We start from the raw sequence: 15,827 nt of genomic DNA, 5'->3' as shown, positions 1-15,827 counted from the left end.
TTCTTTATGATCTCTCCGTTTATTTTGCCCGCTCCAAGTGGCGTTTTAAGGCCAGTAGTCCCATTTCATATCCGTAGGATCCGAATCCAGAGATTTGACCGACAGCGATCGGCGCGATGACCGAATGGTGTCGGAACGCCTCACGGGCGTGGATATTGGACAAATGGACTTCAATCACGGGGATATTCACAGAAGTCAAGGCATCCCGAAGCGCATAGCTATAATGCGTGAGTGCACCTGGATTCAACAGAATTCCATCCGTATTTCCGTAGGCGGCATGAATCCGGTCGATCAGCTCGCCCTCGTGGTTGGACTGAAAGAAGGATAACTCCAGCCCGTTTGGCGCAGCCAGTTCCTTCAGATTGTCTTCGATATCAACCAGTTTCTCGGAACCATAGACGCCGGGCTCGCGCACGCCAAGCATGTTTAAATTCGGTCCGTTCATCACCAAGATGCGGTACATGGCGGCTCCCCCTTTCCGAAAAATAACCAAAAACAATTTTAACATAGGAAGGAGTCGCTTGAGAAGCTTTAACTTTTTGATCCGCCCTCCATAGAAAGTGCCTGCTCGCGGGCTTTTTGGGGTTCACGTGCGCGCTCGTCCGTGTATTCCTCGGCCGTGGTATAACCGATGAACAGTCCCCACAGCAAATACAAACAAAACTCGCTAATGATCGTCGTCCGCGACAATTCGCGCAGCGGGGGAATCAGGTCGAGCAACGGACCCAGCACCCCAAATAAAATGCCCCACCATACGATGCCGTATAAAATCCCCGGACTTGGCCCCTTTAGCTTGCGGAACGCCAGCACATAAATCAGCGTCGCCAGAATGGATAATCCGATAAACGACAGCCAGCCCAAGTAATACCCGGCCTGACTATGCAAGAACGAGTTTTTGAAGAACGGCTCCAGCAGATAGCCGGGCAGCACCGAGGTAAAGCTCATATAAAAGAATACCCCCTTCACGCCGCCCCAAATTAATCCGGCAAACAAACCGATCTCCAGCGAGTACAGCCAGATGTTGGTGCGTTCCCGGCGTTGCTGACGCCACGGTTGAACCCGGCTTTGCATCTTCTCCTTGTCCGCTTTCATTCGCATCCTTCCTTTCCAAAGGAATATTTTCATGCGTTTTTTTGAAGATTAGTATGCACATTTCCAAAACGACTAATCCAACTAGAATTTGCCCGCAAAGTCCGTTACAATGGAATCATTACAAATCTTGATGTCTTGCCGCTAATGCCAAACCAAACTTATATATATTAGGAAGGTGAAAGCTTTGCCTGAACAATCAACACCGACGATTTACGGCGGCCAAGCCGTTATAGAAGGCGTTATGTTTGGCGGGAAATATGTCAATGTCACCGCCGTACGCCGAAAAAACGGGGAAATCAGCTTCTTGGAAGTCCCCAAGGAAGATAAGGAATGGGTCAAGAAGCTGCGCAAAATCCCGCTGATCCGCGGCATCGTCAGCATCGTTGACGCAAGCGCCAAAGGCTCCAAACACCTGAACTATTCGGCAGAGGCGATGGCCGATGACGAGATGGACCCCGAAGAACGCGCCAAACAGAAGGAAAAAGAAGAATCCGGCTTTTCTCTCACCATGCTGCTTGGGGTTGCAGTCGTGGGGATTTTGTCCTTTATCGTAGGAAAGCTCATTTTTACATTGGTGCCTGCGCTCTTGGAGCAGTACTTGTTCCAGCACGCTTTTGCCAGCCAGACGCTGCACTCGCTTATTGAAGGTGTCATTAAGATCGTTCTGCTGCTCGGGTATCTGTGGCTCATGTCCCAGACCCCTGTCATCAAACGGTTGTTCCAATACCACGGAGCTGAACATAAAGTGATCTCCGCGTATGAAGCGGGAGAAGAATTAACCCCGGCCAATGTGCAAAAATACTCTCGCCTGCATTACCGGTGCGGCAGCAGCTTTATCATCTTAACGGTGATCGTTGGCGTTATCATTTATTCCCTGCCGATATTCAGTTGGGACACGGTTTGGGAACGGATCTACATCCGGATCCTGTTGCTCCCGCTTGTGATCGGACTTTCCTTCGAAATGCTGCGGTTCACTAACGCGGTTCGCGACATTCCGGTGCTGCGGTTCCTTGGATATCCGGGGCTTTGGCTGCAGTTGTTGACAACAAAGGAACCGACCGACGATATGGTCGAAGTATCGATCGCTTCCTTTAACCGCATGCGCGAGCTGGATGCGCAATTGGAACAGGTCGGCGTTATTGAGACGCCGGTGGGTACATCTTTGGATCCCTTGAAAGGATGAGTAACATGAGAAAACAAGGCATCATGTTTTGGATCATCGTCCTTCTAGTCGCGTTCTACATTATTGATGGTTTGTTTATCAGACATCAAATCGAGTGGAGCAGTATCATTGTTCCGGTGGCTGTCTTTGGCATCGTCTTCCTGCTTTATAAATACCCGCCGCGGAAATACCGGAAGGCACAGCAGCCCAAAATCAAGCCTTCCGCACGTACGATGGCCAAAGTGGCCGCAGAACGGAAGCCAACCCGAACGGAGAAGCGCAAGACTTATCCGTTTCAAGTTATCGAAGGCAACAAAGGCAAAAACGACGACGATTTGACTAAATATCATTAAATTGCAAAAGGACGGAACCGCTGCGGTTCCGTCCTTTGCTTTTATTAGAACGCACTATTCGCTTGTTGGTACTTCTTAAACTGCTCCTCGTAAAGCTGCAGATTCCAATTGGCGAAAAACCGGTCTCCCGCCAGAAACCCGGATTCAAACAGCAGCCGGCTTTCTTCCTCGCTGATATCAAATTGCGTTGTGCCGATGCCCAGCGTCGGAATCTTCACGGTACGATAGCGGTTGGATTGCTCGATGTACCGTTCATCATGGGCGGACAACATCGTCTCCACGATCGCCTGCAGCATCGTAAACGGTCCGGTGATTCGATGCGGTTTATTCGTATTTTTGCCGACCATTTGAAAGCCGACCGTTGGAATGAGACGCCCGCCTTGCCGCGGCTCTTCCCGATCAAACAACCATAGCGGAAAATTGCTGAGCAAGCCGCCATCCACAATATGCAGAAATTGCTCGGTGAACGGCTTCCCTCTGGCCAGCTTCGGCGGCAACCGCAGCAGCACCGGATCAAAGAAATACGGAATGCTGCAGCTCATGCGAACCGCCCGGGCGACCTCAAACATCGCCGGGTCGATGCCGATCTTTTCCAAGTCGTCCGGCAATACCATGATTTTACCGCTGGTGATATCCGAGGCGATAATGGTCAGCTTCCCCGGCGCCAAGTCGCCAAACGTCCGGATGCCCTTCGCAAGTAAAATTTGGCGGATCCACTCCTCCAACGTTTCCCCGGCATACAAGCCTTTTTTCAGCAGGACCCGGAGGGCCGGACCAATCAATGCCAAATTAAAAAGGGGCGCTCTCTTCAGAAATTTCGTGAAGGACGTCGTCATAATCAGTTCTTTCATTTCGTCTGCGGTGTAGCCTGCAGCAATCATCGAAGCGATGATCGAACCGGATGAGGTTCCGGCCACCCGATGAAACTGCGCTCCGTGCTTTTCTGCTGCCCGGACCGCACCAGCCAACGAAATTCCTTTGACCCCGCCGCCCTCAAACACTCCGTTAATCAGCATCCGGCGCCTTCCTCCCAACCCACATTCAGCTTACTGCTTATGTATGTTGGGAGAGGCTGTACGTATGACTAAACAAAAAGACACATCCGTCAAGAGACGAATGTGTCGTGTACACCTAATCCTGTCAAGGCTGCACTCCATAATAAGACTGCAGCAGCGGGATCAGTCCCAGCGGGTTCTTACGCAGGTCCTTGGCGCTAAAGAAGATGCTGCCGCTGATCTCGGGAATCTGACGGTTGTATTCGAGCTGATTGATGATTTCCTGTGCGCTGGACCAGCCGATCTCCGGCGTCCCTAGCTTATACGGCGCATGGCCGATGTACAGCTTCACGTTAGTCCCTCTTACCTCTTGGGCCCACCAGTCGGCCAGCAGGTCATAACGGACTTCCTTGCGCGTCATGCTCCAATACAGTTGTGGAGCGACGTAATCAATCCACTCGTTCTTAATCCACGTCCGAACGTCGGCATAAGTGCTATCGTACGCCGTAACACTAGCTTTCGTATCGGAGCCGGTCAAATCGTTTGACTTGTTCCGCCAAACTCCATACGGGCTGATGCCAAAAGAAACATAAGGCTTAGACGCTTCAATCCGTTGGCCTAATTTTTGAACGAACTGATTGATATTGTCCCGGCGCCAGTCGCCTTTCGTGGCTATTTTCTTGGAGTTGTAAGACTTAAATGTAGCATCATCCGCGAACTTCTTCGAGGCCGTCTCCCCGGTCGGATAGAAATAATCGTCCAAATGAACCCCGTCAATATCGTATCCGTTCACAACTTCCATAATCGCTTTAATCACATGTTCACGGGCTTCCGGAATCCCCGGATTAATATACAGCTTGCCGTCGAACTTCACGATCCATTCCGGATGTTGGTTTGCGACATGATTGGCCGGAAGTTTGCTCGCATCGCTGCCTGTGCTGGCGCGGAACGGATTAAACCAGGCGTGGAATTCCATGCCGCGGCGGTGCGTCTCTTCGATCAGGAACTGCAGCGGGTCGTATCCCGGATCCTTGCCGGCGGTTCCCGTCAAATAAGAGGACCACGGCACCTGGGACGACGGATAAATCGCGTCCGCTGACGGGCGCACCTGAACGAACACTGCGTTCATTCCCATCGCCTGCACTTCGTCCAGCAGCTGTACGTATTCGGCTTTCTGGGCCTCTACCTTGCCGTACGAGCTCTTGCTCGGCCAGTCGAGATTAGAAACCGTGGATACCCAAACACCGCGCAGCCCGTTCGACGTATCAACTGCCGGCGGCTGAGGCACATCGCTTTGCGGGTCCTCCCCACCTGCGCCTGGTTCCGGCTGAGTTGCTCCGGAGCCACTCAACAGGGTGATCGTACGGGTCTGCCCGTTCCAATTGACGGCAATACCAAGTTGCTCGCTGACAAAGCGCAGCGGCACCATCGTCCGGCCGGAGTTAATTTCCACGGAAGCTTCCAGGTTGATCGTACTTCCGCCGACTTGAACTGCAGAAGAACCTAACGTCAGAACGATGGTACTGCCATCTTTTTGAATCGTTGCGGTTTTATCGGCTTGGGACCAGGCTACCCGGGCTCCCAGGTTCTCGCTGATGGCCCGAAGCGGGACCATGGTGACATTCGCCCCGGGCTTAATGTACGGCGAAGCATCGGTGGACAACACCTCACCGTCGAAAATAATCCGAATATCGGTTGCGGCCACCGGCGTATTCCCGGTATAAGACCATAGGAAGAGCAACACTAGGATAGGAATAAACCATTTGCGAAATTTCATCAGTATCCTCCACATCATCGTTATGTACGGACGAACCGTGCTACTTTCTTAAACGTCACGCGGAGGCAAAGAGTTGCGCTCTTCAGGACAAAAAGAAGAAGCATCTGCCTTCACCGAAAGACAGATGCTTCTTCTACGATTCGTTGATCAGTTCCTGATGGACCTTTTCCAGGTCGCGTATCCGTTTGCTGTCCCGTTTGAAATATTCCACAAGCGTCGCAATTCGCGTGATGGAATCCCAGCTCAAATGATGTTCAATTCCTTCGACGTCTTTATAGATATTCTCGTGATCGACGCCGATCATCCCAAGAAACTCCTCCAGCAACTGATGCCGGTCTACGAGCCGTTTGCCGATTTTTTTCCCTTTATTGGTCAAAACAAGGCCCCGATATTTCTCGTAGATCAAGTATTCATCCTTGTCCAATTTCTGAATCATCTTCGTAACGGAGGAAGGATGAACCTCCAAACCTTCCGCGATATCGGACACGCGTGCGTATCCTTTCTCGTCGATCAGTTTGTAAATACGCTCCAAATAATCTTCCATACTGGGCGTTGGCATCTATCGATTCCCTCTTTTCCATGAGTTGACGCGGACAAACCTGTACGCATGTTAAACATTACTCTGTTAATGATACATGTTCTGATTGTCCGTTGGCAAGTGCACATCGGCACACGTCAGTGTCAAGCTAGCGTGGGCAGTCATTTAAGATGCCTGGAACGCGAACCCCGAAGGAACCTCTTCCTTGTAAGCGCTTTGCTTCGTTCTTTCATCAAACACAAGTGATTTGTCAGAATTTTTTGCCGTTATCCGCGAAGTGCTTTGAGTGCCATACCCGTTGTGCTGCTTTGCTTCGGTCCTTGCAGCATGCGAATCATTCCAGCGATACAACCCTTGACCGGTTGCGTCACGTTCTTGAGCAATTGCCGCATGTTTATCGACTGCTGCGGCGTTGCCTGCTTACTCGCTTGTCCTTCAACCGTTCTTACCACCGTGCCCGCTTCTTGAATCCTCATCATCGTCCTCAGCATCGCCCTGACGCCTCGCTCACTCCAACTGTACCCGCCACGCTTCGTCCGCTTGGCGAATATACGCATCTGCGATTCCGCGCTTCCCATCGGGCGCATGCCGCTTGTGTCGATCCCCTTCGCCTGGAGTGTTTTTCGGTAGTCGTCCAAATGCTTCTCATGCCGCTTTAGAAATCTTTTATACGGCTTCCAATCCTTCCGGTTCTCTTCCGCTATCTCTTGCTCCGACACGCCTTCCAGGACCGCCATAAGCGCGGCTGCATCCTGTTTGGCCAAAGACCGTCTCACGGTCTCCCACACCTGCGGCAAATGACCAACAAAGCGTTTCAAATCACGCGCCACATGAAAGCGGTCCAGCATGTACAGACATTGGTGAAAGTAGGATGTACATTCCCCGATCCACGCCGCGCCGTCTCCGTTCACCACAAGCCACGTGTTCTCGTCGATTTCGTAACGCTCCACCAGAAAGTCCCCGAACCCTTCCCAGAAGTTGCCGCCGCTCGTATGCAGGTAATGCTGTTTGTTCTTCAGCTGTACCCGCTTGCCGTTCTTCTCCCAGCCTTCGTGTACGACTGCAATTGCGTTCTCCATCCCGCGCTTTTTGCTCCGCTGCAGCTTCGTGTACAGCCCATCCACTTCCACGAACAGCACGCGGGCAGCGCGCCGTTTCACCGCTGGCATCGGCTGTTGCGCACGCTCCATCAGTTTTTCCCTGATCGCTTGGTGGCTCAGCACATTGTAGCCCAAAAGCTGCTCCAGCCGCTTTGCGCTGTCCCGGTACGACGGTCCTTGGCTTGCGAATGCGATTGCTGTCTCTTCCAAATGCGGACTGACTTTCCCGCGCCCTTCGAATTGCAACAGCTGATCCAGCAGATACACGTGTTTGCCGCTTCTACGGTCACAGTACAATCTCCGCTTAAAGCGCACATTCCCGAACACTGTGTTGACGCTTGTTTCACGCTCGTCCTTTACTCGATAACGCTCTCGGTCCCGTTGCTCCAGGATCTGCTGATCCAGCGCCTCCAGTACCTGCTTCATCGCACGAGCGAATTCCTCCTGCATTTTCCGGAAAATCCATTGCTCAATCTCTTTCATCGTCGGCATTATTGTGGTAAAGTGGCTCACAGGAGCTTCCTCCTTCTTGGTGTGTTGTGCGTCAAACATCACTTTACCAAGGGAGAAGCTCTTTTTCTATATCCGCTTTTTCCAATTCCTACACCCACAGAGATTTTACACTATCTCGGCACACTTTCCTTCGTCTCCCCCTAGAACTTCAACCATTCAGGCGTAATTTGCTGCAGCCAAATCGTGATTTGGGCCATACGGTTCGTAAACAGCAGCACGCCCATCAGCAGCATCAGCGCGCCGCCGATTTTCATCATGATGGCGGAATAGCGGAGAATCCATTTTGTCGAACCGATAAAGAAAGCCAGGACAAAAAAAGGCAAGGCAAACCCAAGCGTATAGGCGGTGATCAGTCCAATCCAGGTTCCCGGCTCCGTTACGGCTAATGCGATAATCGCCGCCAGAATCGGGCCAACGCAAGGCGACCAGCCCGCGGAGAAGCCAATGCCAAAAATAAACGAACCGATGTATCCGGCCGGCTTGAATTTCAAATTCATTTTCCGTTCCTTTAGCAGAAACTGCGGCTGGAAGATCCCCATGAGAAACAAACCCATACAAATGATCAAAATGGCGGATAATTGCCGGATCAATCCGCGATATTGATTAAAAAATTCACCAAACAGACCGGCGCCGAAACCCAGCGTATAGAACACAACGGAGAAGCCGAGGATAAACGCCAGCGTATGCGTCATCGTCCGGAAGCGAACGTCCCGTTTGCTTTGCTCCGTCTTTAATTGCTGCACGGACATCCCGGTAATATATGACAGGTAAGACGGATATAAAGGCAGGCAGCAAGGCGAAATAAAGGAAGCGACCCCCGCGCCGAAGGCAATCCCGAGATGGATGTCAGCCATAAGTACCCCCTATGTACCCTTGCGGGCTAGGCAGAGAATCCCCGTTTGCCCAGCAAAGTAAGTATCAGCATGCAGATCAGAAGCAGCACAATCGTCGCGCCCGGAGCCAAATTCCAGACACCCGCCACAATCAATCCGGCTATGACCGCGATTTCCGCAATGATCACGGAGAATACCACGGACATTTTAAAGCTTCGGGCGATGAGCAGGCTACAGGCAGCAGGAATCGTCAGCAACGCCGAAACGAGCAAGGCGCCAACGATTTTGATGGCGGTGCTGATCACCAATGCCGTCATAACCGTCAGCAGCAGGTTCAGCAGCTTCACCGGAATCCCGCTTACCGAAGCGGCATCTTCCTCAAAGGTTAGCAGGAAAAATTCCTTGAAGAAGGCAACGACAACGATCACCACCACCAGGGTGACGCCAAAAGCTACATATAAATCTGTTGTATCCAGCGTATAAATGCTGCCAAACAGATAGCTGACCACATCCGTATTGTAACCCATCCCCAGCGTAAAGAACAGGGAGGCCAGCGCAACGCCCCCGGACATGATAATGGCAATCGACAGCTCGGCGTAGCCTCGATACGCTTTACGCAGCTTCTCGATGGCAAACGAGGCGACGACGGCAAAAGCGAGGCCAACCCCAACGGGATAGACCCCAAGCAAGAAACCTAAAGCCACCCCGGCGATAGTAACATGGGCCAGCGTATCACCGATCATCGAGAGACGACGCAGCACCAGAAAGATCCCGATCAAGGGTGCGGTCAATCCGATCAACAGGCCGCCAGCCAGCGCTCTTTGAAAAAAATCAGCGGATAATATCTCCAAAATAAACAACTCCTAAACCAACGAATGCTGCAGATCCGGGATCGCGCAGTCCTGCTCGTGCGAGTGGCGCACGTAAAATTTGATCGCCCCACACTGCTTGCGGGGTTCCTGGCCCAGCTTCCCTTCGATCATGCCGATATCATGGGAGACCATCAGAAACGTCATGTGATGATGGGCGTGCATATGAAAAATCAATTCAAAAAAATCGGCTTGCGTCTGAGCATCAATGCCGACGGTGGGTTCGTCCAAAACGAGCAAATCGGGTTTGCTCACGAGCGCCCGCGCCAAAAATACCCGCTGCTGTTGGCCGCCGGAAAGCTGGCCGATGCGCTTATGCTGGATATCACCGATCCGCATCACTTCCAGCGCATCATCACACTTGCGCTGTTCCTCACGGCCGATCCGGCGGAACAGCTTCTTGTTATTGTATAGGCCGGACAACACCACTTCGCGGACCGTCGCCGGAAACAGGGGATTAAAGGCGTTCTTCTGCGGCACGTAGCCGATCCGCTCCCAATCGCGGAAGCGCCGGATCGGCTCGCCGAACAAGCGAATTTCCCCTTCGGTTGGCTGCAGCAGACCGACCATCATCCGCAGCAGCGTGGTTTTCCCCGCGCCATTGGAACCGATCACGCCTACAAAATCCCGCTCGCGGACGACAAAGCTGAAGTCGGAGATCACTTGTTGTTCCTGATACGCGAAGGAAACGTGGTCAAGCTCGATTACACTGTCATGACAAACGGCATCCTGTGCCGTAGTTGCGTCGGATTTCATTTACTTAGCGTCCTTCCGGTACATATAGTTTCTTCTTATTGTAGAGCTTGGATCAGATTTTGCAAATTTTTCTCCATCAACGTAAAGTAATTATCGCCAGCTTGGGCTTGGGCTTTCGTCAGTCCTTCCACGGGATTGAGCACCAGCGTATCCACACCAGCTTCGGAAGCCAGCGTCTTGGCTAGTTTATCCGAAACGAGCTCTTCGAAAAATACATAACGAATGCCCTTCTCCTTCACCAGCTTCGACAATGCCACCAAGTCCTGAGCCCGCGGCTCAGCCTCCGGTGACAGCCCCATAATCGCATGTTGGGTTAGTCCGTAATCCCGGCACAAGTAGCCAAATGCTTGGTGGGAAACCACAATTTCCTTCTTAGGCAGCGAGGATAATTGCTCGGTGAACTTGGCATCCAATGCCTGCAGTTGACCCAGCAGTTCCTGATACCGGGCTTCATAAGCCTCCCTGTGCTCCGGATCTACCTCGATATAGCTGTTCTTGATATTCTCCGCCATGATGATCGCGGATTTCGGGCTAACCCAGGTGTGCGGGTCCACTTGATGGGCCGCCGTTTCCTCCTCATGGTCCGAGTCTGTTTCCGCTTCATGCCCGGCTTCTTCGCCATGCCCGTGACCGTCATCGCCTTCCGCTTCGATCAAATCGATCCCTTGGCTGACTTCCACGGTTTTGACTTTGGCATCTGCACCTAGGCCCTTCAGAAAGTTCGGAACCCATCCCTCCAGCCCCGCGCCGTTATACAAAAACAGCTGAGCTTTGGACGCATTTAAAATATCCTGGCTGCGCGGTGTCCAATCATGCGGCTCAACGCCGGTCGGCAGCAAATTGATGACGTTCGCTTCTTCGCCGCCAATCGTCTTGGCAAATTCATAGATCGGATAAAAGCTGGTGATCACGTTCACTTTGCCTTCTACGATCGTTCCGCTGCTTGCGTTCTTCCCGCAGCCTGCTAGAACGAACAGTAACGTAAGCCCCGCGGCTGCTAAGACGAACCCTCGCTTGAATCTATGTATAAACATCAATAACTCCCTCTCTTAATCGTAATGATTACCAACAAGGATTATAGGACCCTCCTCTTGGAATGTCAACCTCTATTATTCTTCCTTGAAGTCGTGCACAACAAACAAAACCGCCAGAGGAAGGTTCCTCTGGCGGCCTAGATCGATTGCGCGTGCTGCACAATTCATGCTTATCCGTTTTGCTTATTTCACGATGGCGCCATTTGGCATCGTATCCGGCACCGTCGCCAGCGTCAGCTGATCGCCTTGCGAAGCGGCGAGGATCATGCCTTGCGACAGCTCGCCGCGCAGCTTCACCGGCTTCAGGTTCGTCACGCAAATCACTTTGCGTCCAACCAGCTCCTCCGGCTTGTAGAACTTGGCGATGCCCGACACGACCTGGCGCTGCTCATAGCCTAGATCCAGCTGCAGCTTCAGCAGCTTGTCGGCCTTCGGCACCGGCTCGCAGGCGAGCACCTGCGCGACCCGCAGCTCTACCTTGGCGAAATCGTCGATGCCGATTTCGTCCTTCGGCTCCGGCTTCTCCACTGCCGGTGCCGGCGTCGACGCCGAAGCGGCAGCCGGGGCGGCAGCCTCAGCCGCCGGCGTACCCCCGGTCATCGAGTTCGAAATAAACTCGATTTCCTGCTCTGCGTCGAGCCGCGGGAAGATCGGCTCGCCTTTGACGAGCTTCGTTCCGGCCGGGATCAGGCCAAACGTCTTGGCGCTCTCCCAGGTCGTCAGCTCCCCGGGAGCGATGCCGAGCTGCGCCCAGATCTTCGCCGGCGCCTGTGTCAGGAACGGCTGCAACAGGATCGAGGCGATGCGCAGCGACTCGGCCAGATGCGCCATGACCGAAGCGAGCTCGCCTTTCTTCGCTTCATCTTTGGCCAGCACCCACGGCTGCGTCTCATCGATGTATTTGTTCGTTCGGCTGATAAACGCCCCAATATGGGTGAGCGCCACGGAGAACCCCATGTTCTCCATAACCTCCTCTACCTTGCGGACCGTATCCAGCGCCGCTTGCTCCAGCTCCGCATCAAACGCCGTGGCGTTTGGCTCATAAGCCGGCACCTCGCCGCCAAAATATTTCTCCATCATCGCCACCGTACGGTTCAGCAGGTTGCCAAGGTCGTTGGCTAGATCGGAGTTCACCCGCTGTACGAAGCTTTCCGGCGTAAACGAACCGTCCGAACCGAACGGCACCTCACGCAGCAAATAATACCGGGTAGCATCAAGCCCGTAACGGTCGATCAGCACGTTTGGATCCACGACGTTGCCCTTGGATTTGGACATTTTCCCGCCCTTCATCAAGAGCCAGCCATGGCCAAACACCTTCTTCGGCAGCGGCAGCCCCAGCGCCATCAGCATAATCGGCCAGTAAATCGTATGGAAGCGCACGATTTCTTTCCCCACGAGATGAACGTCTGCCGGCCAATACCGCTCAAACAGCTCTTGATTGTCCGTACCGTAACCAAGGGCCGTGATGTAGTTGGACAACGCATCGATCCACACGTACACGACATGCTTCGGATCGCCTTTGACCTTCACGCCCCAGTCGAACGTTGTGCGCGAGACGGCCAAATCCTCCAGCCCCGGCTTGATGAAGTTGTTGATCATCTCATTCTTGCGGGACTCCGGCTGAATGAAGTCCGGGTTTTCCTCATAGAACTTCAGCAAACGATCCACATACTTGCTCATCCGGAAGAAATAACACTCTTCCTTCACCAGCTCTACCGCATGGCCGCTCTCCGGGCTTTTCCCGCCGATCACTTCGCCTTTTTCATTGCGGATGACATCCACCAGCTGCGATTCCGTATAATACGTCTCGTCAGGAATGCTGTACCAGCCTTCATATTCCCCTTTGTAAATATCCCCTTGCTTCAGCAAACGGTCAAAAATCGCCTCCACGACCTGCTTATGCCGCGGCTCCGTTGTGCGGATAAAGTCATCGTAGGAAATGTCCAGCTTCTCCCACAGCTGCTTGATCCCCGCCACGATCCCGTCTACGAACTGCTGCGGGGTTTGGCCTTTTTCCTTCGCTTTCTGCTCGATCTTCTGTCCGTGCTCATCCGTCCCCGTCAAATAGCGGACATCAAAGCCGCGCAGCCGCTTGTACCGCGCCATGGCATCCCCCGCCACCGTCGTATAGGCATGGCCGATATGCAGCTTATCGCTTGGATAATAGATCGGCGACGTAATGTAAAATGTTGGTTTGTTGGACATCGCGATTCATCTCCTTTTATTTCATGACAATACAACAAAAAAACTCCCGCCCCATATGGGGCGGGAGAGTTCTCACGCGTTACCACCCAATTTCCCCGCTCCTTCACAGGCTGCGGGCTCCGTTGGTCGAAATTCGACCGTCCGTTAACGCCGGACTCTACGCCATCTCCTTACCGAAGCGCTGCGCATAAAGCGCACGCTGCTCGGCTCAAAGACGGTTCCTCCCGGACCATATTCCAAAGACGCTCCAGACCGGTTTGCAGCTCCCCCGGCTCTCTGTGGCTGGATCCAATCCTTGTACTCATCCGTTCACTGGAAAGTATTGAGGTTGAGGTTGTTCATTTCAAACTTTATATTAAAAAAATTTCCAAACCGTGTCAAGCCGCGCTGGAGTTGGTCTCGCACAAATGCGATTAGGCTTGTCCGCCGCTCAGCGGAGGCGTGCCTTGCTCTCCCCCGCGCTTCTTCTCTACCTTAGGGGGAACCGGATCATAACCGCCCGGATGAAACGGCTGGCATTTCACGATCCGTTTGGCCGCCAGCCAAGACCCTTTCAGCGGGCCATGGACCTCAATCGCCTCCAAAGCATATGCCGAGCAGGTCGGATAAAACCTGCAGGTTGGCGGCTTGAGCGGCGAAATAAACTTGCGGTACACGTGGATCGGCGCCTGAAACGTTTTGCGGACGAGCCCCATCTCAGTGCACCTCGTGTTGCTCCGGCGCGGCATCCTGCGGCTTGCCGTCCGGCCGGCAATTTTTGCAATACCCAAATACCTCAAACTTATGCTTCACAACCTGGAACTGCTCCGGCGCATCGGTCAGCGGCATCGGGCAGAAATGAATCGGATACGTCTTCTCACATTGCAAGCAGATCATATGATGGTGATGATGCCCTTCACTGCTGCAGCTGGCTCGGAACTTCAAACCGTCCTCAAATACGACCTGCTCCAACACCCCCAGCTCCTCCATCACCCGGAGGTTCCGGTACACGGTATCAAAGCTAAGGCCGCTGTATTCCTTACCCATATATTCATAGACGTCCTTAGGGGTCAAATACCCGTCCCGCTCAGCGAACAGTTTGGCCAAGCTTTTGCGTTGGTCGGTAATCCGCAGTCCCCGGCTGGACATCACTTTTATAATCTCCTCGGTCGACAGCATGTGACATTCCTCCCGTCTGCACCTTCGTTCCATGCGTCTCTTCTAATAATGCCCCAAATTCACAGCAGCGTCAATTCGACGGGATCCAACTCCGCGAAACGTAAAAAAGCCCCTTTGCCTTAAAGAAGGCAAAAGAGCGTTAGCATCTATCTCAACTGTTCAAAATAAACCGGTTCCACTTCTGCTGCCAAGCGACGTCGGACCAAAAGGGATGATGAGGAGCGCAATTGGAGCAGAGCACCATGCCCCAAAAGCCGTGCTCCATCCCTTTTCGTATGGCGTATTCCGCAATAGCTTTGCCGATCGGACCTTCCTCAAATTGGGCGAACAGCGGCGTATAGCCGACATATCCTTCGCCTATAACAACCGGAATGTCGTGCTTCTCTGCCCAATCCGCGGTTTCCTGAAACCGTTCGTCCACCTTCTGCAGCATCGCCTGCTTATGTGCGCCGTAATGCTCATACAAGTATAAATCCCATTTCACCGGGTCGCACCAGTCATGGACGTACATCAGCTTTAGTCCGACCGGATTTTCATGCATTCGCCATTCCTCGCCGACGGGCAGCCGGTAGTCCTCAAACGGCGGAGCATCATCTCTTAGTAGAGATCGTACCAAAGCATTAGGAAATTTAATATTCGGATTACGGATCCCTGTCTCCTCCATCAACTGCTGCAATACGCCGTTAATATACATATGAAAATGGGCGACCTCCTCGTTACCCGGCACACTGTCTTTGGAATAGGGTTCGTTCAGCGTGTAGCAGCCGGTGATCCGAAGATCGGCATGCTGCTCTTGTAAATAGGCAAGCGCCTCCTCCACATAAGACTTCGTATACCGGATCAGCTTGCCAAGCTGCCGGGACGGGATACCCGCCTCCAACGCCATCTGACTCAACCGCCCAAACTCGATCTCATTATGCAATTCCACGTAAGCGATGCGGTCCCCAAGCCCAGCCGCTTTGACGAAGCGGATCAACTGATCCATCGACAAGGCCAAAGCCATAAATCGTTCCTGCGGCGGAATCGCCTGCAGCGCTTCGAATAGCTCCGGAGTTTTCAGGAAGCTTGGGCTCTGTTGATACTCCCAAGAAGATAGGATGATGAACATGTCATATTGCTTTGCCAGCGTGAACAGATTTAATAAATGCTGGTGACCATCGATTTCCGCACCACCCTTGCAATTATACCAGCGTGTCCTGACTCCCACTGAGCCAAGATTGGAGAAGGCCAATCGCCCATGGCGCGGGCCGTCCGCCTTAAACAACAGGCAGGGCATCGCGCAGATGCGAATCGTATTGTAGCCCCTTTCCACCGCCTCCTTGAAGCATTGCTCCAAATCGTGAAACGGCTCACCCGGCATCGTCATCGTATACCAGGAGAAATCCCACATCGTTATGGTCAGTTTGCGGGGAAGATGCGTGCTGATCTTGTACATTCGATTC

16 protein-coding genes are annotated in these 15,827 nt (G+C 53.0%); 2 read left to right on the top strand and 14 right to left on the bottom strand.

Translation table 11 applies throughout. From position 1 onward, the window contains the following. Nucleotides 1-19 precede the first annotated feature (19 nt). Nucleotides 20-463 carry a type II 3-dehydroquinate dehydratase gene (gene aroQ / locus ACL02P_RS04160; protein ID WP_036645771.1) on the bottom strand — a complete coding sequence of 148 codons (444 nt, stop codon included), beginning with the start codon at nucleotides 461-463 and terminating at the stop codon, nucleotides 20-22. Nucleotides 464-531: 68 nt separating this feature from the next. After that, complete coding sequence (locus tag ACL02P_RS04155) at nucleotides 532-1,092, bottom strand: YqhR family membrane protein (RefSeq protein WP_009225767.1); 561 nt, start codon at nucleotides 1,090-1,092, stop codon at nucleotides 532-534. Between the two features lie 184 nt (nucleotides 1,093-1,276). On the opposite strand from ACL02P_RS04155, the gene ACL02P_RS04150 reads away from it, so the two are divergent. Both ACL02P_RS04150 and ACL02P_RS04145 read left to right on the top strand, forming a co-directional pair. Beyond that, a complete protein-coding gene (locus ACL02P_RS04150; RefSeq protein ID WP_009225766.1) occupies nucleotides 1,277-2,275 on the top strand; it encodes a DUF1385 domain-containing protein in 999 nt (332 codons plus the stop codon). 5 nt (nucleotides 2,276-2,280) lie between these two features. Then, on the top strand, nucleotides 2,281-2,607 hold the full coding sequence (locus ACL02P_RS04145; RefSeq protein WP_036645769.1) for a hypothetical protein: 327 nt from the start codon (nucleotides 2,281-2,283) through the stop codon (nucleotides 2,605-2,607). Between the two features lie 44 nt (nucleotides 2,608-2,651). On the opposite strand, the gene ACL02P_RS04140 is transcribed toward ACL02P_RS04145, so the two are convergent. From ACL02P_RS04140 to ACL02P_RS04085, 12 genes are all read right to left on the bottom strand, one after another. Continuing rightward, on the bottom strand, nucleotides 2,652-3,623 hold the full coding sequence (locus ACL02P_RS04140; protein ID WP_260070615.1) for a patatin-like phospholipase family protein: 972 nt from the start codon (nucleotides 3,621-3,623) through the stop codon (nucleotides 2,652-2,654). A 124-nt stretch (nucleotides 3,624-3,747) separates the two neighbouring features. After that, nucleotides 3,748-5,379: a family 10 glycosylhydrolase gene (locus ACL02P_RS04135; protein ID WP_412836862.1), complete on the bottom strand. Its 1,632-nt coding sequence runs from the start codon at nucleotides 5,377-5,379 to the stop codon at nucleotides 3,748-3,750. Nucleotides 5,380-5,512: 133 nt separating this feature from the next. Next, nucleotides 5,513-5,938 carry a transcriptional regulator MntR gene (mntR, locus tag ACL02P_RS04130; protein ID WP_323076811.1) on the bottom strand — a complete coding sequence of 142 codons (426 nt, stop codon included), beginning with the start codon at nucleotides 5,936-5,938 and terminating at the stop codon, nucleotides 5,513-5,515. Nucleotides 5,939-6,183: 245 nt separating this feature from the next. Further along, on the bottom strand, nucleotides 6,184-7,530 hold the full coding sequence (locus ACL02P_RS04125; protein ID WP_412836575.1) for an ISLre2-like element ISTco1 family transposase: 1,347 nt from the start codon (nucleotides 7,528-7,530) through the stop codon (nucleotides 6,184-6,186). Between the two features lie 140 nt (nucleotides 7,531-7,670). After that, the gene (locus ACL02P_RS04120; protein ID WP_009225760.1) at nucleotides 7,671-8,384 is read right to left on the bottom strand and encodes a cytochrome c biogenesis CcdA family protein; all 714 of its coding nucleotides are present in this window, start codon (nucleotides 8,382-8,384) and stop codon (nucleotides 7,671-7,673) included. A gap of 26 nt (nucleotides 8,385-8,410) precedes the next feature. Then, nucleotides 8,411-9,214, bottom strand: coding sequence for a metal ABC transporter permease (locus ACL02P_RS04115; protein ID WP_009225759.1), 804 nt, complete (start codon nucleotides 9,212-9,214; stop codon nucleotides 8,411-8,413). A gap of 12 nt (nucleotides 9,215-9,226) precedes the next feature. Then, a complete protein-coding gene (locus tag ACL02P_RS04110; RefSeq protein WP_412836861.1) occupies nucleotides 9,227-9,988 on the bottom strand; it encodes a metal ABC transporter ATP-binding protein in 762 nt (253 codons plus the stop codon). A 35-nt stretch (nucleotides 9,989-10,023) separates the two neighbouring features. Then, nucleotides 10,024-11,022 (bottom strand): metal ABC transporter substrate-binding protein, encoded by a 999-nt coding sequence (locus ACL02P_RS04105; RefSeq protein WP_412836860.1) that lies wholly within the window; start codon nucleotides 11,020-11,022, stop codon nucleotides 10,024-10,026. A 183-nt stretch (nucleotides 11,023-11,205) separates the two neighbouring features. Next, entirely contained in the window at nucleotides 11,206-13,227 is a 2,022-nt protein-coding gene (gene metG, locus ACL02P_RS04100; protein ID WP_260070610.1) for a methionine--tRNA ligase, read from the bottom strand. Between the two features lie 413 nt (nucleotides 13,228-13,640). Further along, entirely contained in the window at nucleotides 13,641-13,922 is a 282-nt protein-coding gene (gene yidD / locus ACL02P_RS04095) for a membrane protein insertion efficiency factor YidD (RefSeq protein ID WP_028538267.1), read from the bottom strand. A gap of 1 nt (nucleotide 13,923) precedes the next feature. Continuing rightward, a complete protein-coding gene (locus tag ACL02P_RS04090) occupies nucleotides 13,924-14,385 on the bottom strand; it encodes a Fur family transcriptional regulator (protein ID WP_016311681.1) in 462 nt (153 codons plus the stop codon). 151 nt (nucleotides 14,386-14,536) lie between these two features. Then, nucleotides 14,537-15,820, bottom strand: coding sequence for a cellulase-like family protein (locus ACL02P_RS04085; protein WP_036645275.1), 1,284 nt, complete (start codon nucleotides 15,818-15,820; stop codon nucleotides 14,537-14,539). Nucleotides 15,821-15,827 lie beyond the last annotated feature (7 nt).

The sequence above is a fragment of the Paenibacillus sp. MB22_1 genome (genome assembly GCF_047200555.1).
Lineage (GTDB): Bacteria > Bacillota > Bacilli > Paenibacillales > Paenibacillaceae > Fontibacillus > Fontibacillus phoenicis.
The sequence above is the reverse complement of the archived record's forward strand: the minus strand, read 5'-3'. Positions and strand labels throughout refer to the sequence as shown.